We start from the raw sequence: 22,389 nt of genomic DNA, 5'->3' as shown, positions 1-22,389 counted from the left end.
ATACGTGGGTTCACCCCGCGCTTATAGCTGCTCTGCCAGGGCTGCCGCATCGGGCAAAATGTCTGCGTATAGTTCGGCTAAGCTTATCGAAACCCCGACACTGGTTAGAATGAGAGAATCGACGGGCTCGTTGGCTGGCAGGTAGTTCCAGCCGGTTTCGTTTCGGGTAAATACCTCAACGGCCATTTGACGCGAGTCAATTAGTACGTATTCCTGCAGCGCCGCAATGCTCCGGTAGCGCATGAATTTGCCCATGCGGTCGTAGTCAGCCGTCGATTCCGATAAGATTTCGATGATAACCCTGGGGTTGGTAAGCGACGGAATGGCCGCCTCGGGGTCAAGGTATTCAGGCTTGCCGCACACGATGACGATATCGGGGTAGGTGTAGGCTCGTGTAATGGGAATGTGCACGCGGGCATCGCTGGTGTATGCCCGGCACGAAGCAGAAAGTCTACTAAACAGTAGGCCTCCTGCTACACGTGATAACTCGTAATGCGCCGGGCTGGCACCGGCCCGAAACGTCGGGTCGAGCACGTTCACCATGTCGGGCTGGCCCACGGGTGTGATGCGGCCGTCCATGTATTCGAACCGGCCTTCAGCGGCGTTGTCGAAGGCGAGGTATTCCTCCGGACTGTACCAGGTTTTGGGCGGCAGCGTAGTTTGAGGGAGCGTAGCAGGCATAATGGGTGGCGTGGCCGTTGGTACTGGCCTCCAAGTTAACAACGAAAAAGCCGGCTCCATTGCTGGAGCCGGCTTCTGCTAGCGGGCACAAGCTAAAGCTTATGCTACAGGCTTATTTCTTCGCATCCGTATCGGGGGCTTCCGGCGTTTCGGCCGGGCGCTCGTCGCTGGCGAGGTTCTGGGCCTCACCGCTCTTGCTTACGGCGAAGGTCAACTCCTCCGCGCCTTCGGTGTAGTCGGCGGTGATAACATCGCCGTGGACTACCTGAGCTTTGAGGATTTCCTCAGCAATCGGGTCTTCGATGTACTTCTGGATGGCGCGGTTCAACGGACGGGCACCGTATTTGGGGTCGTAGCCTTTGTCGGCCACAAAATCCTTGGCCTTTTCGGTCAACTCGACACGGTAGCCCAGGGCCTGCACCCGCGAGAGGAGCTTGCTGAGGCTGATGTCGATGATTTTGTGGATGTCCTTTTTCTCCAGCGAGTTGAAGACGATGACGTCATCCAAGCGGTTGAGGAACTCGGGCGAGAAGGTTTTTTTCAGGGCGTTGGTGATGGTACCCTTGGTCAACTCGTCCATGTTGTCCTGACGGGCCTTGGTGCCAAAGCCGATGCCGGCGCCGAAGTCCTGCAGGTCACGCGCCCCGATGTTCGAGGTCATGATGATGATGGTGTTGCGGAAGTCCACCTTGCGGCCGAGACCGTCGGTCAGAATGCCATCGTCCAGCACCTGTAGGAGCAGGTTGTACACATCGGGGTGTGCCTTCTCAATCTCGTCGAGCAGAATCACCGAATACGGCTTGCGGCGGATTTTTTCCGTCAGCTGGCCGCCTTCTTCGTAGCCCACGTAGCCGGGAGGCGCGCCCACCAGGCGCGATACGCTGAATTTCTCCATGTACTCGCTCATGTCAACACGAACGAGGGCATCTTCCTTGTCGAAGAGGTAAGTAGCCAGCACCTTGGCCAACTCCGTCTTACCCACGCCTGTCGGGCCAAGGAACACGAACGAGCCAATGGGCTTCTTGGGGTCTTTCAAGCCCACGCGGGTGCGCTGAATAGCTTTCACCAACTGCTTGATGGCTTTGTCCTGGCCAATTACTTTGCCCTGCAGCTCCTCGTTCATGTTGAGGAGCTTCTGGCTTTCGTTCTGGGCCACGCGCGAAACGGGGATGCCGGTCATCATGGCGATTACCTCGGCCACGTTTTCCTCTTTCACCGTGTAGCGCTTCTTCTTGGTTTCCTCTTCCCAGCTCTTTTTAGCTGATTCGAGTTGCTCCAGAAGTTTCTTTTCAGTGTCGCGCAGACGGGCGGCTTCCTCGTATTTCTGCGATTTCACCACGGCGTTTTTCTCGCCTTTGATGTTCTCAATCTGCTCTTCGAGCTTGAGGATGTCCTCGGGTACCACGATGTTGTTGATGTGCACGCGGGCACCAGCTTCATCGAGAATATCGATGGCCTTGTCCGGCAGGAAACGGTCGGACATATAACGGTCCGATAGCATCACGCACTGCTCAATGGCCTTATCGGTGTAGACCACGTGGTGGTGGTCCTGATACTTATCCTTGATGTTGTGCAGGATTTCGATAGTCTCTTCGGGCGTGGTGGGGTCCACCATCACCATCTGGAAACGACGAGCCAGGGCGCCGTCCTTCTCGATGTACTGACGGTACTCGTCCAGCGTGGTGGCGCCAATGCATTGAATCTCGCCCCGGGCCAAAGCCGGCTTGAACATATTCGAAGCATCGAGCGAGCCCGAAGCGCCGCCGGCACCCACGATGGTGTGCAATTCGTCAATGAACAGAATCACGTCGGGCGATTTTTCCAGCTCGTTCATCACAGCCTTCATGCGCTCTTCGAACTGGCCGCGGTACTTGGTGCCGGCCACCAGCGAAGCTAAATCCAGGGTCACAACGCGCTTGTTGAAGAGCACGCGGCTTACTTTCTTCTGGATGATGCGCAGGGCGAGGCCTTCGGCGATGGCCGTTTTGCCCACGCCGGGCTCACCGATGAGGATGGGGTTGTTTTTCTTGCGGCGGCTCAGGATTTGGGCCACGCGCTCAATTTCTTTTTCGCGGCCCACAATGGGGTCGAGCTTGTCTTCCTCGGCCAGTTTGGTCAGGTCGCGACCAAAGTTGTCGAGCACCGGAGTGCGCGATTTTTCGCCGGGCTTTTTGGTCGACGAGCTGCCCGAGCTACCGCGGCCACCGGGGCCCGACGAACCAAAGAGTTTGTCGTTATCGTCGTCGTCGGTGTCGGGCGTGCGGTTTTGCGGAGCCGCGCCGGCATTACCGTGGTAATCCAGCGAGTCGCGCACAGTTTCGTAGTTCACGTTGAATTTGCTGAGAATTTGGGAAGAAATGTTGTCTTCGTCCCGCAGGATGGACAACAGCAGGTGTTCGGTGCCGATGATTTCGGACTTGAAAATTTTGGCTTCCAGATAGGTTATTTTCAACACCTTTTCGGTCTGCTTGGTGAGCGGAATCGAACCGGTGATGCTGGTGCCCTGGCTGGCGGTGTTGCGGGTGGCCTGTTCGAGCGAAAATTTAAGCTCGTCGATGCTCACGCCCAGCTTGCGCAGCAGGCCGAGGGCGGTGCCTTCGGCCTCGCGAATCATGCCGAGCAACAGGTGTTCGGTGCCGATATAGTCGTGGCCGAGACGGATGGCCTCTTCCCGACTGAGGGAAATAACCTCTTTGACGCGGTTTGAGAATTTAGCTTCCATGCCAATAAACGTAGTGAAAAATCTAATAAGCCCCGCGTCGGGCGAAAAACACGATGTACGGGTTGGGCCGATGTAGCTTGAAAACAAGCTGGTTCGGGCGAAGGTTCGGGCCAAGAGCAACCGATGAGTCGTTCCTCTTAACGTCGGTAGAAAATTACAGGTTGCTGTAGGGAGTACAGAATTACTGTAAAAAAGAGCCAGCTGCCGGGCCCTGCGAAAACAGCAGGTCCAGCACACTTAAACCGGGCTCAAAACCTGGGCCAAACACCTGCGGATAGGGCCGCACCAGGGTAGAGGCTGCCGGAGTGTCAGGTTCGCGGGTTTTTGAGTCGGCTTTGGGTGTCAGCCAGTCGCGCCGGTCGGCAACGACTAATTGGGTAGAAGCTAGACCAGAAATCGGGGTAGAAGGTTGCGCGGGGTAGTGGGCGTGGTATTCGGCGGTGAGGTGCACCGGCAGGGTGAGCCGGAAACACTTTAGCAATAAACGCAAAAACTGCTGATTTAGGTCAAATAGCAGCGCCGGTTTACTCAGATATATATCGTGCAGGTAGTCGGCGTAAAACTCAAAATATGGGCTGTTGCCGTAAGCCGTTTGCAAGGTGCGCCAGTGTCGGTGAATCCAGTTCTGCCGGTAATCAATTTCAATGGCCGAAACGCGGACCTTTTCTGCTCGGCTGCCATCAATAACGGGCACGGTGAGGGGCTGCACGCCCTGGGCGGTGCGGATGAGGCAGCGGTTGCGGTAGGTTTGCTTGCGGTAGTGCTCGTGGGCTTCTAGTAAGAGGACATCAGCGTTTATGAGTGCCGCGAAGAGGGCGGCTGGCGGGTGGTAGTGCAGTTCGGAGAGGAGAATCATGGGGCGCAAATAACGGGAATCAGCCAGACGTTGACCTCACCCCCTGACCCCGCATCTGCTTTAAGCGCAGAGTCCCGCGGAGAGGGGGCACCGGTTCGGTGCGGTTTAGAATCGTCAGGCTCCCCTCTCCGCGGGAGAGGGGCCGGGGGTGAGGTTGGCGTGGGCGCGTTACTCGTCCCCGCCCTGGCCTTTGCTACGCTCGGCATCCAGAAAATAGGCTCCCTTCACAACCAAGTGCGTGGTGTCAGTCAGCTTGTCCAGCGGGCGCACAGCCACCTGGCCCTGGTCGGTGGCGCCGGGGCGGAGGCTGAAGCGGCGGAAGGTGCTGCCTTTGGCGTCGGCTTTAACCTGGTAGTAGGCGTAGCTTACTTCGCCGCCGGGCACCAGGGCGTCTTCGGGCAGGGTGCGCTGGGGCGTGCGGCCGGCGAGGATGCGGGCACTGACGTATTGGCCGGGGAGCAACGCCGCAGTGGCCGCGGCATCGGGACCAGTGTCGTGCAGGTGAGCGTGCACGCTCACCGTGCGGCCGTCGTCGTCAAACGCTTTGCCGACGAGGAAGACGGTGGCGGGCAGCGGCCGGGCGCTGGCGCCCTGGGCCGGCACGCGGAACAGGATGTCCTGACCCACTTTCACTTTGGCAATGTCGCGCTCAAACACCTTGAGCTCAAGGTGCAGGTCGGAGCGGTCGACCAGTTCAATAAGCACATCCTGCGGGTTCACGAACTGGCCGGGGTTCACCAGCACAGCCTTCACGTAGCCGCCGATGGGTGCGATGAGCGGCACGCTGGGCCGGATATTGCCGGCCGTAATATTGCCTGGGTTCAGGCCGATGAGGCGGAGCTGGGCGGCGAGGCTGCCGGCGGCGGCCTGCTCGGTGCGCAGCTCAGAAGTGGCCTGCTGAAGCTTGCGGCGGGCGCCCACGTCTTCATCGTTAAGCACCTGCTGGCGGGCGGTTTCCTGCTGGAGAAAGACGATGCGGGCCTTGCTCTGGAGGTAGTCCTGCTGGAGCTTGAGGTAGTCGGGATTGCGCAGCGTGGCGAGCACGCTGCCCTGTGATACGTGCTGTCCGGGCAGTACCGGCAACTGCTGCACGTAGCCGCCCATCACGGCGGTGATGGATACTTTGTGGCTGGGGGGCACGTCAATCTGGCCCGTCGCCTGCACTTCGATGCCGAGGTCGCGGCTGGTGAAGGTGCCCAACTCGATGCCAGCGGCCTGCATTTGGGCTTTGGAGAGGAAGACTTCGTTGGGCGCGCGGGGTGGGGGCGGCGCGGGCTTGTCGGCGGCCTTTTCGGTTTTGCCGCCGCAGGCGATGAGGAAGGGGAGGAGGGCGATGTAGGATAGGGCTTTCATGGGATGGGTTCCGTGATGGGGTATTCTGCCAGTCATGCAGCGCGTAGCGCAGCATCTCGCGTGGGGTAGCATTTCTGGTTAATTAGTGGTGGCACGCGAGATGCTGCGCTGCATGACGGCTTTATGGAGCGTCGGCCCCGGCCAGGGCCTGGATGTTGGCCACCAGCTCGTTGTATTGCCGGAGCTGCTCAAAATACGCTTCCTGAATCTGCCAGGCGGGCTGGGTGTTCACCACGTATTCCACGTACTCGATATCGCCAGCGCGGCGGCTTTTTTCGGCCGTGTCGAGGATGAGGCGGGCCTGGGGCAGGGCGTAGTTTTCGTAGTAAAGCAGCGACGCTTGGGCGCGGGCCAGCTGCTGGCGCAGGGTGCTGAGCTGGGTGCCGAACTGCGTGTTCGCATAGTTCAGCTGCACCTGGGCGGCTTCCTCGCCGATTTTGGCGGCGGCGATGCGGGCGCGCTGGGCCCCGCCCAGCAGCGGCACGGCAATGCCGGCCTGGGCCACGTTGAAGCCGCGCTCCTGGTTGATGGTCTGGTTGAAGTAGCCGGCGCGCAGGTCGGGCAGGCGGCGGAGCTTTTCGACTTTGGTTTGCTGCTGGCTGAGGGTGAGCTGCTGTTGGTAGAGGGCCAGCGTGGGGTTGGTGGCGGGCGTGAGGGCGGCCGTGTCGGCGGGCAGCAGGACGGCGCGGGGGCTGGCGGTAGTGTCGATGCTGGCTAGGCCGGGCTGGCCCAGTAGCAGGGCCAGCTGACGGCGCTGCACCAGCAGCTCGGAGTGCAGGGTGGCGAGGCGGTTTTGCAGCTCGCGCGACCGGGCTTCGGCCGAAACCTGCTCCAGGCGGTTGGTTTCGCCCACCTGGTAGCGGATGCGGGCGGCGCGGGCGGCGCGCTGGTAGAGGCTATCCTGCCGGCGCAGCAGGGCTGCGAGGCGGTAGGTCACCAGCAGGTTGTAGTAGCCCGAGCGGATGCTTCGGCTCAGCTCGCGGCGCTGGGCGCGGGCCCGGATATTGGCACCCTCGGCGGTGGTTTGCAGCACCTTCCGCTGCGCGCCATACACGGTAGGGAAGGCCGACTGCTGCAACACGTTGAAGCTGTGGTCGGCCAGCGGGCCCGAAATCTGACCGTACTGATAGTCGAACACCAGGCGCGGCAGGTCGTAGCCGGTGCGGGCGAGGGCGGTTTGCTGCTGGGCCTGCAGGGCAGCGGCCTGTACCAGCGGGCTCTGCGCCAGGCCGGTACTCAGCGCCTGCGAGATGCTAAGCGGCGCATCCGTCGGGGCCTTTTGGGCGCGGGCGGTGGCGGGCAGCAGGGCGGCCAGCGCCACCAGGAGCAGCGCCACCGTAGCCGCGCCCGGGGCGCCAGAAGCTTTTGTCTCGGGTTGTTTGGGGGTTTCAGTGGGGTTGGCTGTCATCGCTGCGTTGGGCTCTTCGCCGGTTTCTTCCCGCACTTTGGCGTCGTGCTCGGCCTTGGCGGCTTCCACGGGGCTGGGCTCGTCGTCTTTCACGAAGAAGGTGTAGAGCACCGGCAGCACCAGCAGCGTGAGCAGCGTGGCCGTAATCAGCCCGCCGATGACGACGGTGGCCAGCGGCTTCTGCACCTCCGCGCCGGCCGAGTTAGACAAGGCCATCGGCAAAAAGCCCAGCGAGGCCACCGAGGCCGTGAGCAGCACCGGCCGGAACCGCTCCTCGGTGGCGCGCAGCACCCGCTCGCGCACCTTGGCCACGCCGGCCGCCGCCAGCTCATTGAGGCTGGCTACCAGTACAATGCCATTCAAAACTGCCACGCCAAACAGCGCGATGAAGCCCACGCCGGCCGAAATGCTGAACGGCATCCCCCGGATGCCCAGCGCCAGCACGCCGCCGATGGCCGCCAGCGGAATGCCCGTGAAAATCAGCAGCGCTTCCTTCACCGAGCGGAAGGCCAGGAACAAGAGCATGAAAATCAGCACCAACGACACCGGCACGGCCACCGCCAGCCGGGCCTTGGCGTGGTTCAAATTTTCGAACTGGCCGCCGTAGGTGATGCTGTAGCCGGGCGGCAGGCGCAGCCCGGTTTTCAGCTTGCCCTGGATGTCCTGCACGAGGCTTTGCACGTCGCGGCCACGCACGTTCACGCCGATGTTGACGCGGCGGCGGGCGTCGTCGCGGGAGATTTGGGCGGGGGCCGGTTTCAGGGCTACGGTGGCTACTTCGGCCAGCGGAATCTGGTTGCCGTCGGGCAGGGCCACCAGCAGCTGGCTGAGGTCGTCGGGGCCGCGGCGGTGCAGCGAGTCGAGGCGCAGCACGAGGTCGTAGCGGCGCTCGCCTTCGTACACCTGCCCGGCCGTCTGGCCGGCGAAGGCGGTTTGCAGCAGGGCGTTGAGGTCGGCCACGCGCAGGCCGTACTGGGCCAGCTTGGCACGGTCGTAGGCCACGCGCAGCTGGGGCAGGCCGATAATCTGCTCCACCTTGATGTCGCCCACGCCGGCCAGCGGGCGGATGAGGGCGGCGGCCTCGTCGGCTTTGGCCTTGAGCACGTCGAGGTCGTCGCCGTAAATCTTCACCGACACGTCCGACTTCACGCCCGAAATCAACTCGTTGAACCGCATCTGGATGGGCTGCTGAAACTCCAGGCTCACGCCGGGTACGCCGGCCAGGGCGGCCTGCATCTTGTTGGCCAGCTCCTCGCGGCTGCTGGCGCTGGTCCACTCGCTGCGGTCTTTCAGGATGACCATCTGGTCGGAGTCTTCCAGCGACATGGGGTCAGTGGGGATTTCCGAGGTGCCGATTTTGCCCACTACCTGAATGACTTCCGGGAATTTGCTCTTGAGAATGCGCTGCACGCGGCTGGTGAGCAGGATGCTTTCGTCCAGCGACGAGCCCGGCGCCAGCGTCACGTTCACGGCAAAGTCGCCCTCGTCGAGCTGCGGAATAAACTCACCGCCCAGCTTCGAAAACACGAAGCCGCCCAGCGCCAGCAGCGCCACGGCCCCGCCCACCACCAGCCAGCGCACCCCCAGCGCCGCCCGAATCACGGGGTCGTAGAGCCGGTGCAGGAAGCCCACGATGCGGTCGGCCCAGTTCTTTTTCTCGCCGATGTTTTTGCGTAGCGCCCAGGCCGTGACGGCCGGCACGTAGGTGAGGCACAGGAGCATGGCCCCGAAAATGGCGAAGCTCACCGTGAGGGCCATGGGCCGGAACATCTTGCCCTCGACGCCGGTGAGCGACAAAATCGGCAGGTACACAATCAGAATAATGAGCTGCCCGAACAGGGCAGAGCGCATGAGCCGCGTGGCCACGCCCTCGGTGATGCCGTCCATGGTTTCGTGGGCGGCTTTTTCGCGCTCCAGCACGAGGTGGGCGATGACGGCTTCCACGATAATCACGGCCCCGTCCACGATGAGGCCGAAGTCCAACGCGCCCAGGCTCATCAGGTTGGCCGACACGCCGAAGAGCTTCATCATGGCCAGCGCGAAGAGCATGCACAGCGGAATCATGCCCGCCACCACCAGCCCGGCCCGCAGGTTGCCGAGCAGCAGCAGCAGCACCACAATCACGATGATGCCGCCCTCAATTAGGTTTTTGACGACCGTATGAATGGCCTTGTCCACCAGCTTGGTGCGGTCGAGGAAGGGCACGATTTCCAGGCCGGCCGGCAGCGTTTGCTGGATTTCGGCCACCCGCTCCTTCACGTTTTTGATGGTGGCCTCGGAGCTGGCGCCCTTCAGCATGAGCACCACGCCGCCCACGGTTTCGCCCAGGCCGTCGTGGTCCATGGCGCCGTAGCGCACGGCGTGGCCGAAGCGCACGGCCGCAATGTCGCGCACCAACAGCGGGGCGCCGCCCTGGCCGGGCGTGGCCACGGGCTTCACCACGATGTTGCCGATGTCCTGCAACGACGTGGCCCGGCCCTCGCCCCGAATGAAAAAGGCCCGCGGCCCGCGCTCCAGGTAGCTGCCGCCGGCGTTGCCGTTGTTGGCCTGCAGGGCTTCGTACAGCTCGGCCATGCTCACGTCGGCGCCGGCCAGGCGCGTCGGGTCCACGCTCACCTCATACTGCCGCACGTAGCCGCCGAAGCTGCTCACGTCGACCACGCCCGTCACGCCCGCCAGGCGGCGCTTGATGAGCCAGTCCTGTACGTCGCGCAGCTGGGCCAGGCCGTACTTTTTCTCGTAGCCTTTCTTGACCTTGATGGTGTACTGGTAAATCTCGCCCAGGCCGGTGGTGATGGGCGCCATGCCCGGCGCGCCCAAGCCCTGGCCGAGGTCGGCTTCGGCCACTTTGAGCTTCTCGGCCACGAGCTGCCGGGTGTGGTAGGTGTCCACGTCCTCGTCGAAAACCACGGTTATCACCGACAGCCCGAAGCGGGAAATGGACCGGATTTCCGTGACGCCCGGGATGGTGCGCAGCTGCAGCTCCAGCGGCACGGTGATGAGCTGTTCCACCTCTTGCGCCGCCAGCGCGGGGCTTTGGGTGATGACCTGCACCTGGTTGTTGGTGACGTCCGGAATGGCGTCGAGCGGCAGGCTGGCCGCCGAAAAAATGCCCCAGGCCACGAGGCCCGCCAGCATCAAACCCACCAGCAGCTTGTTGCGGATGCTGAAATTAATAATTGCCGAAATCATGCGAATACGGTGCACTACGGCCCGGCCGGACGCGGCCAGTGGCCGGCCCGGGAGGCGCTAACAATCCAATAAGAGAGGGGAGGGGCCGAGATTTCGGTGCCGAAGCCAATCAGGCACGGGCACACTGCGTCCGGGGGCGCGGGCGGGCTAGGCTCGGGGCGGCTGGGCCAGCGAGCGGCTGATGCTGAAGGCGTAGCGCGGCGCGGCGGCTACACGGTAGGCCCGGGGTACTGCCATTTCAGGCTGGGCCGTGAAAACTACCCGCGTAACCGATGCCACAATAAAATTCAGCGCCACGCAGCCATGGTGGCAGCGCAGGGGCAGGTTGTGGTGGTCCTGCTGGTGGCGGGGCGAGAGCGTGCAGCCCGCGTAGTGCTTGGTGCCCGCGCCGTAATGCTCGGCAATGAACTGGCCGAAATTCAGCCCGCCACCCGCCGCCGAATGGTGGTATTCGTAGTGCTTCACCAGCTCCGGCAGCTTGGCCAACTCGCCCAGGTCGTTCTCGGGCACGAAGCTGCCCAGCAGCATCAGTATTCCCAGAAAGAAGGCGACGGTAGAGCGCATAGCGGCAGGTAAACGAAGCGGGCGCGGCAAATGTTTGGCGGGTTGTTGGCACAAAAATAGCCTGGTGGGTTATAAAGCACGACATGCAGAGCGCAGCGAAGCATCTTGCCCGCAGTCACTAACTCAATTGTGAGGGCGTCATTGGCTAGTGTGGCGGGCAAGATGCTTCGCTGCGCTCTGCATGACGTTCTATTAGCCCCCGCCGTACTTTTGCCCCATGCGCTACTTCCTGACTCTCCTCGTCGCTTTCTTCACACTGGCCGCCCACGCCGGGCCGCCGCAAATTCTGCTCGACGTGGCCCGCTTCCGCAACCTGAACCGGGTGGAAAAGGGCGCCGAGGTGGAAATCTACGTGACGGTGCCCACGCAGTCGCTGCAGTACCGGCAGCGGGCACCCAAGGCGTTTCAGTCGGCGGCCGTGGTCACGCTGGACATACTGAAAGCTGACGGCTCCTCAGCCTACCACGAAGTCATCACGCTGAAGCCGCCGGTGCTCAACGACACCACCATTGCCATCAAAAACCCGCAGAGCTTCCTAAAGCGCATCCTGCTGCCCGATGGCAAATACACCCTGCGCGGCACCGTGAAAGACCAGTACCGTAGCGCCGGCGGCGAAACCACCGTCGAAAAGCCCCTGGTGCTGGAAGGCCCCACCGGCCCGTTCATATCGGATGTGGTGCTGCTCTCGCGCCCGGCGGCCAAGAGCGGAGGCGACGATAATTTCGCCCGCGGCGGCTACCGCCTCACCCGCGCGGCCGGCGGCGTGTATGGCCGCGGGGCCGATAATGTGTTCTTCTACACCGAGCTGCACAACGCGCCCGTGGACCAGCCCCTGCGCGTGCACTACCACCTCACCACCCCCGACGGTTCGGCCGCCGATGCCGATGCCTCGCTCACGCCCCAAAGCGGCCGACCCACCACCATCGTGGGCCAGATTCCGCTGGGGCCATTGCCCGATGGGCCGTTCACGCTCTTCATCGAAGTGTATGGCGGGCCGGGCAACAAGAAGCTGCTCGCAGGGCACCGTTCCATTGGCCAGCGCGCCTCGGCCGAGTTTGGGCAGGTAAGCGCCCCGGCCGCTAAATAGGCATGGCCACGAAAGGCGCTTCTGCCGGCACCGGCCGGCCCTATGCCTGGTACTTCGAGCCGCTGCGCTGGCTGCTGCTGGGCCTGGCGCACCTGCCGCTGGCGGTACTCTACCTGTTTGCGGACGTTATCTATTGCCTGCTGGCTTACGTGGTGCGCTACCGCTGGCGCGTCGTCACGGAAAACCTGCGCAACTCCTTTCCGGAGAAGTCGCCGGCCGAAATCGAGCGCATCGGCAAGGCGTTCTACCGCCATTTTTCGCAGGTTATCATCGAAATTTTGAGGCTGGCGGCCATTTCGCCCGACGAACTGCGGGAGCGGATGCGCTTCGTGAACCCCGAGCTAATGACGCGCTACTTCGCCGAGAAGCGGCTGGTGCTCTCGCTCGGCTCGCACATGGGCAACTGGGAATGGATTCTGAGCGGCGCGGCGCTGGAGTTTCCCGGCCGGGCGGCGGGGGTGTATAAACCGCTGAACAACCTGTTCTTCGAGAGCTTTATGCGGCGTCTGCGCACCCGCCTTGGGGCCGATGCAGTGCCCATGCTGGCCACGCTGCGCTACCTGGTGGCCCACCGCGGCCAGGGTCACACCCTCAGCCTGCTATCCGACCAGGCCGCCGGCCCCGAAGACAAGCCCTACTGGACCAATTTCCTGCACCAGGACACCAGCTTCTACACCAGCGCCGACCGCCTGGCCGTGCAGCTCGACTGCGCCGTGCTCTACGTGGGCATTCGCCGCGTGCGGCGCGGCTACTACGAAGTCACTTTCACCGAATTGCCCGATGGCCGCCAGGCCAAGCTAGCGCCGGCCGGCACCTTCCCCGTCACCGAAGCCTTCGCTCGGCAGCTGGAAGCGGACATGCGCGCCTCGCCCGAGCAGTACCTGTGGACGCATAGAAGGTGGAAGCACAAGCGCAGTTAGAAGCAAAAAAGAACGTCATGCTGAGCGAAGTCGAAGCATCTCTACTGCGCAAGTAACTATTTACTATTGCGGTAGAGATGCTTCGACTGCGCTCAGCATGACGTTCCGGTTAAAAGCGTCAGCTGCCTGTTATCGCCTTAACGCCTACAAATACGGCTCGATGTCGCCAGCGCCTTCGCGCACCAGCTCGAAGTCGTCGTTGGTGCAGTCGATGATGGTGCTGGGGGTGTTGCCGCCGAAGCCGCCGTCGATGACGAGGTCGACGAGCAGGCGGTATTTCTCGTAAATCAGGTCCGGGTCGGTCACGTATTCTTCGAGGGTTTCCTCGCTCTCGCGCACCGAGGTGCTCACGATGGGATTGCCCAACTCCTTCACCAGCTGGCGGATAATCTGGTTGTCGGGCACGCGGATGCCGACGGTTTTGCGCTTGGTGCCGCCGAAGCGGGGGGCGTTGGCGCTAGCTTCGAAGAGGAACGTGAACGGGCCGGGCAGGGCTTTTTTGATGACCTTGTAGGTGGCCGTGTTGATGCCGTGGGCGTAGTCGGAAATGTGCGACAGGTCGTAGCAGATGAAGCTCAGGTTGGCCTTTTCGGGGTTGATGCCCTTGATGCGGCACACTCTTTCCACGGCCTTGGCATTGGTTACGTCGCAGCCGATGCCGTACACGGTATCGGTGGGATAAATAATAACTCCCCCTTTGCGCAGCACGTCAACAGCTTGCTGAATACGGTTTTGCGGCGGATTTTCGGGGTGAATGCGAAGAAGGGTGGCGGGCATGAGGTGAGGTGGGGAATGAATGCGTGAGGGCCAGCCGCGGCCGGCATTGGACAGCCCCGGGCGGCGGCGCGGGGCCGGCCAAGCCGAAGGGGCGGGCAAGGTACTACGCCCAGCCGAAACGAAACAACTACGCGGGCCGTGCGCGCCCGGGTTGCCGGCCTTCGTACTTTTGGCGCCGCTCCTTTGCTATCCGCTTTATTTCCCATGGCCAAACCCGCCCAAAAGTCCGTCCTCGAACGCCGCGACGATGCCCTCAAACGCCGCAAACGCTGGGGCGTTGTGAGCGTCGTGTTCACGCTCGCGCTGGTGTGCTTCTCGTATTATTTCTACCAGGTGTTCTTCACCGCCAACATCGAAACCAAGGGCAAGCCCACCTACGTGGTGATTCCGCGCGGCGCCACCTGGAAAACGGCCCTTGCGGCCATCGATAAAACCGGAGCCGTGGTCGACAAGCTCTCGCTGCACTTCGTGGCCCGGCTGATGAAGTACGACAAGCCCGGCGCCGTGAAACCCGGCAACTACGAGCTGAAAAACGGCTTCACCAACCGCCAGCTCATCAACGTGCTCAAGAGCGGCGCCCAGTCGCCGGTGAAGCTCACCTTCAACACAGTGCGCCTGCGCAACGAGCTGGTGACCAAGCTGGCCAGCCAGGTAGATGTGCCCGCCGCCCGGCTCGACTCGCTGCTGCGCGACCCGGCGTACACCAAAAGCCTGGGCTTCGACACCACTACGGTGCTCACCATGTTCATCCCGAACACCTACGACGTGTATTGGAATACTTCAGCCAAGCGCCTTTTTCAGCGCCTGAAAACGTCCTACGAGCAGTTCTGGACCCCTGCCCGCGACGCCGAGCGCGAGAAGCTGCACCTTACCCGCGCCCAGGTGAGCACCCTCGCCAGCATCGTGGAAGCCGAGCAGCAGCAGCACGCCGACGAGCGCCCTCGCATTGCCGGCGTGTACCTCAACCGCCTCAAGCGCGGCATGAAGCTGCAGGCCGACCCCACCGTGGTGTACGCCAACCACGACTTCACCATCAAGCGCGTGCTCAATGTGCACCTGCAAAAAGACTCCCCTTACAACACCTATAAGTACGCCGGCCTGCCGCCCGGCCCCATCAACCTGCCCAGCATTGCCAGCATCGACGCCGTGCTGAAACCGGAGAGCAATAATTACTTGTATTTCTGCGCCAAGGAGGATTTCAGCGGCTACCATGCCTTTGCCACGAACGAGACCGAGCACATTGCGAATGCAAGACGCTACCAGGCGGCGCTGAACCGGGCGGGGATTAAGTAATTCGTCTGTCATCCTGAGCGCAGCGAAGGACCTTATCACGTTCACGCAGCATGAGTTACTGCAAAACTGTTTTTGCGTAATAAGGTCCTTCGCTGCGCTCAGGATGACAAAGGACATCAAAGCATATGTACCAATCCGACATCCAAATCCGGGTGCGCTACGCCGAAACCGACCAGATGGGCTACGTCTATCACGGCAACTACGCGGCGTATTTTGAAGTGGCGCGCACCGAGGCGTTTCGCAAGCTCGGCATCAGCTACAAGGAGCTAGAGGCGGATGGTGTGGGCATGCCGGTAGGGGAGTTGCGCACCCGTTTCCGCCGCCCGGCGCGCTACGACGACCTGCTGACGGTACGCCTGCTGCTGCGCCAGCCGCCCGAAGGCACGCGGGTGCTGTTCGAGTACGAGATTTACAACGAAGCCCACGAGCTGCTTACCGAAGGCCACACGCTCATGGTGTTCGTGAAAACCACCACCGGCCGGCCCGTGCCCATCCCGGAAAGCATCCAGCAGCAGCTGGCGCCGTATTTTAGCGAAGACGACCTGGAAAGCCCGGTGCTGCCCAAGCCCGGCGCCATCTTGCCCGATGCGCCGGCGCCGGCGGCTTTTCGGAAGTAGCATGAACGTCATGCAGAGCGCAGCGAAGCATCTTTACTGCGCAACGCAATCCAATCAAAAGGATTTACTGTTGCAGTAAAGATGCTTCGCTGCGCTCTGCATGACGTTCTATTAGCGCGTTCATAATACTCCAACCCCCTTGAAAGCCCCCGCCGCTATCAGCCGAGCCCGCTTCCCCGATGTGCGCAAGCAGCGCACCTACCGGCGGATGATTGTGGGCCTGAAGCGGCTGCGGCTGCCAGGGGGGCACGCCTCGCTTTATGACGTGCTCGACCGCATTCTGCACGAGCTGCGGCTGGATTCGCTGGAAAAACGGGCGGCTTACATGGCGTTCAACCTCACGGTGGCGCTGTTCCCGACCATCATTTTCCTGTTCACGCTCATTCCGTACATCCCCGTGCCGAACCTGAACGTGGACATTTTGCAGTTTCTGGCCGATTTCATGCCGCGCGAGTTGTATGCGGCCACGGCTTCTACCATCGAGGACATCGTGACCATTCACCACGGCGGTTTGCTCTCGTTTGGTTTTCTCACGGCCCTGGTGCTCAGCTCCAATGGCATCATGGCCTTGCTCGATGCGTTCGAGAAGAAATACCCCTGGTTTAAGCACCGCAGCTACCTGCGCAAGCGCATGATTGCCACTGCTCTCACCTTCGTGCTGGCGCTGATATTGCTGCTGTCCATCGCGGGCATTTTCTTCGGCACCTATCTGATTGACGGGTTGGTGTTCTATGAAATTGTGCCCGAGCGGTTCACCGATTTGGTGCTCACGCTCATCCGCTACGGCTCGCTGGTGGGGCTGTTTTTGAGCACGACTTGCGTGATTTACTACTTTGTGCCGCCCGTGCACGACAAATGGCCGCTGCTCTCGGCCGGGGCGGTGGTGGCCACGCTGCTCATCTTTCTGGTGTCGTTTCTCTTCACGCTCTACGTCCGCATTTTCAATTCCTACAACACGTTCTACGGCTCCATTGGCGCCTTGGTGGGCTTCATGGTGTGGCTCGAATTTGTGTGCATGACGCTGATTATCGGCTTCGAAGTGAACGTGAGCATGGACGCCATCACCGGCCGGCGCCGCCAGATGATGCGCGAGCAGCTTAGAATGAGGAATGAGGAATGAGGAATGAGGAATGAGGAATGAGGAATTGATTTTGAGCGCAATAGAAAAAAACGCAAGAAAAATTCTTCATTCCTCATTCTTCATTCCTCATTCCTTTCTACTTTTGCACTCCCCAATCGCTCGGGGGCCTGTATAGAGAGGTGGCAGAGTGGTCGAATGCGACGGTTTCGAAAACCGTTATACCGGCAACGGTATCGGGGGTTCGAATCCCCCCTTCTCTACTAAAAGGCTTTTTCTGCGCTGGAAAAAGCCTTTTTTGTTGACCAAACGTATCACAGCGCAGGAACAATTGACCCAGAGAGCTGGCAGAGTGGTCGATTGCGGCGGTCTTGAAAACCGTTGAGGGTTAAACCTCCGGGGGTTCGAATCCCTCGCTCTCTACTAAAAACCCTGTTTCCGCACTGGAAACAGGGTTTTTTATTCAATGGGGGACGTTTTAGGGGACAGGATTGAAAAACGGTTGCAATGGATGCAGCAAAAGCCTTTTTTGCCCCTTGCTCAATTCCAATGTCCCCGCGTTGTCCCCTCTTGTTTCTTGGCAGCTCCCCACGTTGAGGTAGTAGCGTGGGCGGCCTAACGCCAGCTTTGGCACCCGGCCCGTACAACAAAAGGAAGAAATCCTGCACTCGAACTCGCCCATCTCTTTCTCGATGGCAATAGATACTGTGATGAAAAACAAGGAATCGGGCAGTTTTTTTATCTTTGGACTCCTTGAAAGAGGGCCTTTGGGTTCATCCTGTGTAGCCTCGGCACATTAGCTTGTCGGGGTTACTTCTTTTTCGGCGATGTGGGGTGATTGGTACTGCGGGTCGTAGAGCCGGTTGTTTTTCCACAGCGCGTAGCAGAGAAACAGTTTGCGCATTACGGCAACGAAGCGGGCTTGCTGCCGGGTGTGAAAGGCCATTGCTGCGGTTTGTAGCGCAAGCTGCTCACGGCCGGCAGATACAGGGCTGTGTGCACACGTTGCCGCAACGCGAGATACGTCCCAGCGGAGAGCCTACTTAGGCGCTGCACCATGTCCAGGCAGGCTTATGAAGCGAGTTGGCGCTCGTTTTCCAGCAGCACGAAGCCGTTAGTTTCGGCGACGGTAGCAATGGCGGGGGCTAGCCAATGCTCGGGATACTGGCCAGGTTCGCCAGCTTGCGTGCGAGTTCGGGCTCGGCTTTGAGCAGCGCCGATACGTCCTGGTCCAGGGTCTGCAGTTGCTGCTCGAGCAGGTGCCGGCGGGCGATTAGCCAGGGAGGGTATGTGCATCGGGCTTATAGCGGTGCTAATGGGCATGGCGCTACTTCTTGAGGCGCGCGGTCTGCTGGGGCAGGCTCTGGCACTCGCGCGAAAGCGCCTGCAGGGCGCAACGCCGGAGTGGGGAGCTGCCACGCCCGTAGGGCATGTTCCAAGCTTGAGCGGCAGAGCAGGCGGGCGTCGTGTTGGTCGGTTTTACTTTTTAGGTAAGCCAGTTAAAGCTCCCTTTAGGGCAAGATTTTATTTGTTACTCAGCTCAATGCGCAAGGTGGCTTTGTTGGATGGAGCAGTTGCGTGCTGAGATGGTCTAGGCAAGCCGGATAGAAGCAGGACGTATATTTCTTCTGTGATAACAGCCAAAAAGAGTGGGCATCGCCCAACAAACGCCGAAAATACGACGAGGCTTTCAAAGCCGAGGCCCTGCGCCTGGCGTCTGAGAGCCGCAGAAGGCAAGCGGCCGCCCGGCAATTGGGCATCAGCCCCAAGCTGCTTTACTGCGGGTAACAAGCGCAGTTCGTGGCCGAGTTGGGCAGTGAGGATGTGGCCCCGAAGTGCGCGCCCTACGTGCCTGCCTCAAGCGGGCCGAGCAGGAGCTCGATATTTTAAAAAATCCTTGATCATCTCCCAAGCGCTGACCCTCGAGCTGGCCTAGCAGATGGCCGTGTAGCAAGCGTTTGCCCAGCACGGTCGTCGCTATGGAACCCACCGGCTGCACGCCGAAGGCCGTGCGGTCGGGTGGGGCGCATCCGCCGCACGCTAGCCGCGCACGGCTTGCGCGCCCCACCCGACCGCATGGCCTTCGTGCCGCGCACCACGGATTCAGACTCCGCCCGGCGGGCGGCGCCCAACCCCTTACTCGACCAGCAGGCCCCAATCGGGTGAGGGTGGGCGACCTACCTGCCCAAACAGGGCGGGGGCTGGCTCTCCCTAGCCACTTGGCTGGGCCTCTGCTCACGCAAGGCCGTCAGCTTGAACCTTCGCGAAACGATGCCGGAAGACCTGGTCAGCGAGGGCATGCGCCGTGCGCTGACGGTACATGCCCTCGCTGCTGGACTCGTTGTACATTCCGACCAAGGCCGCCAGTACACAGCTACCCAACTCGAGAACCTAGTCGCCAAATACGGCGCCCGGCAAAGCATGAACCGGCGCGGCAACTGCTACGATAACTACCGAGTACGACTCAAATCCTTTTGGAGTCGCTTCAAACCGAACTGCTCGACGGCGGAAGCTTCCCCTGTCTGGCCGAAGCCAGGCCCGGAATCAGCTACCTCATCGCCTACTGCAACGCTGAACACCGCCATTCCCCGCTCGGCAACCAATCGCCCAACCACCTCGAACCCCAACTCCAAACAATGTCCCACTTGTGTCCGGCTTAGCTGGAACACCTCAGTTTTTACTAAACTGTCCCATTTTATCATTGTACAAGAATGCGATGTGTGACTATACTACCGCTCAATCTTATTCGAAGCAAATAACTGCTTGCAGGTAAGTTAGATACATTTATTTGAAAATCTGGCTCGTTCGTGGTTGTTTGGAAACGAACCGACCTTCCCAATAGGTCTAGTAACTCATAATACAAAGCATGCTCACCAGCTGCTAAGGCAACATGCAACACTGAATTAGTAGGAACTGGCCATACGTAGATTTTCGCTTCAGGAGTTTTTACGGGTTCACTAATCTGCAATACGTTCGCCGCAATAATTCGTGCTACCCCAACGGCAGATTGACCTCCTATCGTGAGAAAATTTCCTGCGAGAACAATTGCCCCATCAGGTTGGACTAGTATAGCTCGAACTATATCATTAGGTATTGTACTGGTGGAGAATGAAGCATCCGTCTGACCATTATCGAGTACGCGAGCTAAATTATTTAATGTCCCAGCACTTCCCGAACCTGTATTAACGAAATTTCCGCCCAACAATATTCGCCCATTAGGCTGCAAAGCAATGCTAAAAACGCTGCCTGACAAAGTTGATATTGACCCAAAAGTCGCATCTAAAACCCCATTGGGGTCGAAGCGCACTAATTGAGGATGAAACGTTCCGTCCACAGCGCCAAAGTTCCCACCTACTAGGATTTTGTCGTCTGGCTGTAAGGCTAGTGCGAAAATACGGTTGGTACTTGATGTAGACCCGTTGGCGTTTGTGAAAGCTAGGTTGTTATTGAACGTGGCGTCAAGAGTTCCATTGACCTCATATCGAACTACCCTTGTGACTACCGGCTGGCCAGGAGGCAAGAAGGTGCCCGCTACTAGAATTCGACCATTGGGTTGTAGCAATATGGCATCTGTGGTACTTGGTGTCCAAGCGCCGGTTGTGTTTCGAGTAAAACTTGGGTCAACAGCTCCTGTACTAGTCAATCTAACCAGTCGGCTGTACGTGGCTCCCCCGGCAGTGAATGTGAACCCCCCGCCAACTACTATATTGCCGTCGGCTTGTATTGCAAGGACAGTAGCAGCAAGCGCCGAAGAAAAGGAAGGGTCCGGATTCCCACTAGGCGCAAACCGGAAGGTACCCTGCGCGGTACCAGCCAACACTTTACCGTCTGGCTGTAAAGCAAGACAACTCACCGGCGCAGGTAGCACGCCAACAGCGGCAGTAAAGCCAGCATCCAGCGCGCCAGTCGTTGTGAGGCGGACCATCCTGTGCACAGGCTGGCCATTAAGTTCGGTAAAATTACCGCCTATAATAAACTGGCCGTTCGGTTGGCGCACAAGTGCCGTGACACTACCAGGGCTTTGAATCGTTGGGGTAAAGGCCGAGGAATTCGCACCGCTGCTGGTCAATTGTACCAAAGGTACTTCTGACGTGGTCTAACTAAGCCGGACAGAACTGGGACGTTTTTTGAAGGTGGATTGCGAAGTGGTTGGGGACAAGATAGCCGAGCGAAGAATGCCGCCGCTCGACGTTGTAGTCGGCGATGTGGTGGCTGATTTCAAGATTGGAGTCGGCCATCCCGGGGAAGCTACCGCCATCGAGCAATTCAGCTTTGAATCGGCTCCAAAACGATTCGGCATGCGCATTATCGTAGCAGTTGCCACGCCGGCTCATGCTGGGCACGGCCTCGTGGCGGGCGAGCCCTTGAAGCGGGTAGCCGTGTACTGGCTGCCCTGGTCGGAGTGCACGATAAGTCCAGCCGGTGGGTGGCGCACCACAAGGGCCCGGCGCAGGACCTCGCTGACCAGGTCTTCCGGCATCGTTTCGCGCACATCCCCGCCCACGATTTTTTGTGAGCAGCGGTCAAGCCACATGGCCAGGTAGAGCCAGCCGCCGCCCTAGCAGGGCAAGTACGTGATGTCGCCCTGCCGTGCACGACCCGCCCACACCCGGTTCGGGGCGGTTGAGGCCGGCTGGCTGAGCAGGCGGTTGGGCGCCGCCCGTACGGCCGGGTCCGAGTCGGTGGTAGGTGGCACAAACGAACGGGGCTGCTGCGCCCGTAGGCCGCGGGCGTGGAACACGCAGCAGATGCGCCAGGGGCCCACCGCATGGCCTTCGGCGTATACTTCGGCGCGTGCCATAGCGCTGGCTGTGCCGCCCAAAGGCTTCGCGCACGGCCACTTGCCAAACCGGCTCGACCGCAAGCTACTCTTGGCGGCGCTGCCACGCATAATAGGCAGCCGGAGCCACGCGCAGCACTTGGCAGAACTGACGCACGGGCACGTAGGAGGCTGGTGGGCGATGTGCTGGTAGACGCTCACGGGGACGGCTGGCCGAAGATGACCAAGGCTTTTTTAGAGGTTTCGAGGGCAGTGTACAACGATTTATTTTACGTAACAGTATGAAGGCGTATTCTGACGATTCATGCGAACGGGGCTTTGCCGCCTGCGCCGAGGGTGCTAGTTCAGTTGGCGCCTTCGCCGCGCGGTTTCGCGTGTCGTACTCGTTCGTCCACCAGTTGCGCCGCCATCAGCGCACCACGGGGTCAGCCGCGGCTTTACCCCACCGCGGCGGCTCGGCCCCGTTGCCCGATGCCGCAGCCCGCGCCGAACTAGCGGCCTGCGTGGCCCAGCAGCCCGACGCCACGCTGGACGAGTTACGCGCCCAACTCGCCGCCGGAGCCCCGGCGGGCCGCACCAAGGTCTGGCAGGCGGTGCAGGCGCTGGACTTGCGACGCAAAAAGAGCGTCCACGCCGCCGAGCGCGGCACCGAACATGCGAAGGGGCTGCGTCGAGCATTCCTCGAAGTCTTGCCGGGCGAAGACATCACGCGCTTCAAGTTTGTAGACGAGCGTAAATTTGACGTATACGCGCCGCTATGGCCACGCTGCAGGGGGCCGCCGGTTCGACCAGGACGTGTCCCGGCATAAGTGCCGAACGTGTCGGTGCTCGCTGCCCTCACGCCGCAGGGTGTGGAGGCCGTCATGGAACTTGATGGGGCCGTGAACACGGTCAGCTTCGTGGCCTACCTCGAGTAGGTGCTCAGCCCTACGCTCGTGCCCGGCTAAGTGGTCGTGCTCGACAACCTGCGCGTGCACAAGGCCCCGCGGGCGGCCAGCAGTGGCCGCCCGCGGGGCGGCAACCCGTCTGCTGTTTTTGCCGCCCTATTCGCCTGCTTTTAC

18 protein-coding genes, 2 tRNA genes and 2 pseudogenes are annotated in these 22,389 nt (G+C 60.8%); 10 read left to right on the top strand and 12 right to left on the bottom strand.

All coding sequences use genetic code 11. The annotated features are described in order from the left end of the window. Positions 1–21: 21 nt before the first annotated feature. The 6 genes from JKL48_RS19780 to JKL48_RS19755 all read right to left on the bottom strand — a co-directional run bounded on the left by JKL48_RS19780 (position 22) and on the right by JKL48_RS19755 (position 10,776). On the bottom strand, positions 22–681 hold the full coding sequence (locus tag JKL48_RS19780; RefSeq protein WP_201986553.1) for a Uma2 family endonuclease: 660 nt from the start codon (positions 679–681) through the stop codon (positions 22–24). Between the two features lie 112 nt (positions 682–793). Continuing rightward, on the bottom strand, positions 794–3,403 hold the full coding sequence (locus tag JKL48_RS19775; RefSeq protein ID WP_201986551.1) for an ATP-dependent Clp protease ATP-binding subunit: 2,610 nt from the start codon (positions 3,401–3,403) through the stop codon (positions 794–796). A 181-nt stretch (positions 3,404–3,584) separates the two neighbouring features. Beyond that, complete coding sequence (locus JKL48_RS19770) at positions 3,585–4,259, bottom strand: WbqC family protein (RefSeq protein WP_201986549.1); 675 nt, start codon at positions 4,257–4,259, stop codon at positions 3,585–3,587. A 168-nt stretch (positions 4,260–4,427) separates the two neighbouring features. Further along, positions 4,428–5,612, bottom strand: a complete 1,185-nt coding sequence (locus JKL48_RS19765) for an efflux RND transporter periplasmic adaptor subunit (RefSeq protein ID WP_201986547.1) — start codon at positions 5,610–5,612, stop codon at positions 4,428–4,430. A 121-nt stretch (positions 5,613–5,733) separates the two neighbouring features. Further along, positions 5,734–10,212: a CusA/CzcA family heavy metal efflux RND transporter gene (locus JKL48_RS19760; RefSeq protein WP_201986546.1), complete on the bottom strand. Its 4,479-nt coding sequence runs from the start codon at positions 10,210–10,212 to the stop codon at positions 5,734–5,736. 147 nt (positions 10,213–10,359) lie between these two features. Beyond that, positions 10,360–10,776 (bottom strand): hypothetical protein, encoded by a 417-nt coding sequence (locus JKL48_RS19755; protein WP_201986544.1) that lies wholly within the window; start codon positions 10,774–10,776, stop codon positions 10,360–10,362. 217 nt (positions 10,777–10,993) lie between these two features. Here JKL48_RS19755 and JKL48_RS19750 point away from each other — a divergent pair, with 217 nt between their 5' ends. Next, on the top strand, positions 10,994–11,863 hold the full coding sequence (locus JKL48_RS19750) for a hypothetical protein (protein WP_201986542.1): 870 nt from the start codon (positions 10,994–10,996) through the stop codon (positions 11,861–11,863). Positions 11,864–11,865: 2 nt separating this feature from the next. After that, positions 11,866–12,783, top strand: coding sequence for a lysophospholipid acyltransferase family protein (locus JKL48_RS19745; protein ID WP_236668934.1), 918 nt, complete (start codon positions 11,866–11,868; stop codon positions 12,781–12,783). Positions 12,784–12,927: 144 nt separating this feature from the next. Here the strand turns inward: JKL48_RS19745 and JKL48_RS19740 are convergent, their stop codons facing one another. Next, entirely contained in the window at positions 12,928–13,560 is a 633-nt protein-coding gene (locus JKL48_RS19740) for an L-threonylcarbamoyladenylate synthase (RefSeq protein WP_201986540.1), read from the bottom strand. Between the two features lie 204 nt (positions 13,561–13,764). On the opposite strand from JKL48_RS19740, the gene mltG reads away from it, so the two are divergent. The 5 genes from mltG to JKL48_RS19715 all read left to right on the top strand — a co-directional run bounded on the left by mltG (position 13,765) and on the right by JKL48_RS19715 (position 16,971). Further along, positions 13,765–14,853 (top strand): endolytic transglycosylase MltG, encoded by a 1,089-nt coding sequence (gene mltG / locus JKL48_RS19735; RefSeq protein WP_201986539.1) that lies wholly within the window; start codon positions 13,765–13,767, stop codon positions 14,851–14,853. A 125-nt stretch (positions 14,854–14,978) separates the two neighbouring features. Beyond that, positions 14,979–15,470: an acyl-CoA thioesterase gene (locus tag JKL48_RS19730; RefSeq protein ID WP_201986537.1), complete on the top strand. Its 492-nt coding sequence runs from the start codon at positions 14,979–14,981 to the stop codon at positions 15,468–15,470. 139 nt (positions 15,471–15,609) lie between these two features. Beyond that, complete coding sequence (locus JKL48_RS19725; protein ID WP_236668933.1) at positions 15,610–16,590, top strand: YihY/virulence factor BrkB family protein; 981 nt, start codon at positions 15,610–15,612, stop codon at positions 16,588–16,590. A 134-nt stretch (positions 16,591–16,724) separates the two neighbouring features. After that, a tRNA-Ser gene (locus JKL48_RS19720) sits at positions 16,725–16,811 on the top strand. 75 nt (positions 16,812–16,886) lie between these two features. Further along, positions 16,887–16,971: transfer RNA gene (locus JKL48_RS19715), tRNA-Ser, on the top strand. A 373-nt stretch (positions 16,972–17,344) separates the two neighbouring features. On the opposite strand, the gene JKL48_RS19710 is transcribed toward JKL48_RS19715, so the two are convergent. Beyond that, a complete protein-coding gene (locus JKL48_RS19710) occupies positions 17,345–17,494 on the bottom strand; it encodes a hypothetical protein (protein ID WP_201986535.1) in 150 nt (49 codons plus the stop codon). A gap of 731 nt (positions 17,495–18,225) precedes the next feature. On the opposite strand from JKL48_RS19710, the pseudogene JKL48_RS23820 reads away from it, so the two are divergent. Both JKL48_RS23820 and JKL48_RS23815 read left to right on the top strand, forming a co-directional pair. Further along, positions 18,226–18,336, top strand: a pseudogene (locus JKL48_RS23820) (transposase); the annotation flags it as partial. A 393-nt stretch (positions 18,337–18,729) separates the two neighbouring features. Continuing rightward, positions 18,730–19,272 (top strand): DDE-type integrase/transposase/recombinase, encoded by a 543-nt coding sequence (locus JKL48_RS23815; protein ID WP_201986612.1) that lies wholly within the window; start codon positions 18,730–18,732, stop codon positions 19,270–19,272. Here the strand turns inward: JKL48_RS23815 and JKL48_RS19695 are convergent. From JKL48_RS19695 to JKL48_RS19680, 4 genes and pseudogenes are all read right to left on the bottom strand, one after another. Continuing rightward, positions 19,247–20,545 carry a T9SS type A sorting domain-containing protein gene (locus JKL48_RS19695; RefSeq protein WP_201986533.1) on the bottom strand — a complete coding sequence of 433 codons (1,299 nt, stop codon included), beginning with the start codon at positions 20,543–20,545 and terminating at the stop codon, positions 19,247–19,249. The two genes, JKL48_RS23815 and JKL48_RS19695, sit on opposite strands and share 26 nt — an antisense overlap. 103 nt (positions 20,546–20,648) lie before the next feature. Beyond that, entirely contained in the window at positions 20,649–20,882 is a 234-nt protein-coding gene (locus tag JKL48_RS23810; protein ID WP_394368872.1) for an integrase core domain-containing protein, read from the bottom strand. Next, positions 20,879–21,091, bottom strand: a pseudogene (locus JKL48_RS19685) (DDE-type integrase/transposase/recombinase); the annotation flags it as partial. The pseudogene JKL48_RS19685 and the gene JKL48_RS23810, both read right to left, overlap by 4 nt. 15 nt (positions 21,092–21,106) lie before the next feature. Continuing rightward, positions 21,107–21,349, bottom strand: coding sequence for a hypothetical protein (locus JKL48_RS19680; RefSeq protein ID WP_201986528.1), 243 nt, complete (start codon positions 21,347–21,349; stop codon positions 21,107–21,109). Positions 21,350–21,609: 260 nt separating this feature from the next. On the opposite strand from JKL48_RS19680, the gene JKL48_RS19675 reads away from it, so the two are divergent. Then, complete coding sequence (locus JKL48_RS19675) at positions 21,610–22,137, top strand: hypothetical protein (protein WP_201986526.1); 528 nt, start codon at positions 21,610–21,612, stop codon at positions 22,135–22,137. The last annotated feature ends 252 nt before the right edge of the window (positions 22,138–22,389 follow it).

This window comes from Hymenobacter rubidus, assembly GCF_016734815.1.
GTDB classification, from domain to species: Bacteria; Bacteroidota; Bacteroidia; order Cytophagales; family Hymenobacteraceae; genus Hymenobacter; species Hymenobacter rubidus.
The sequence above is the reverse complement of the archived record's forward strand: the minus strand, read 5'-3'. Positions and strand labels throughout refer to the sequence as shown.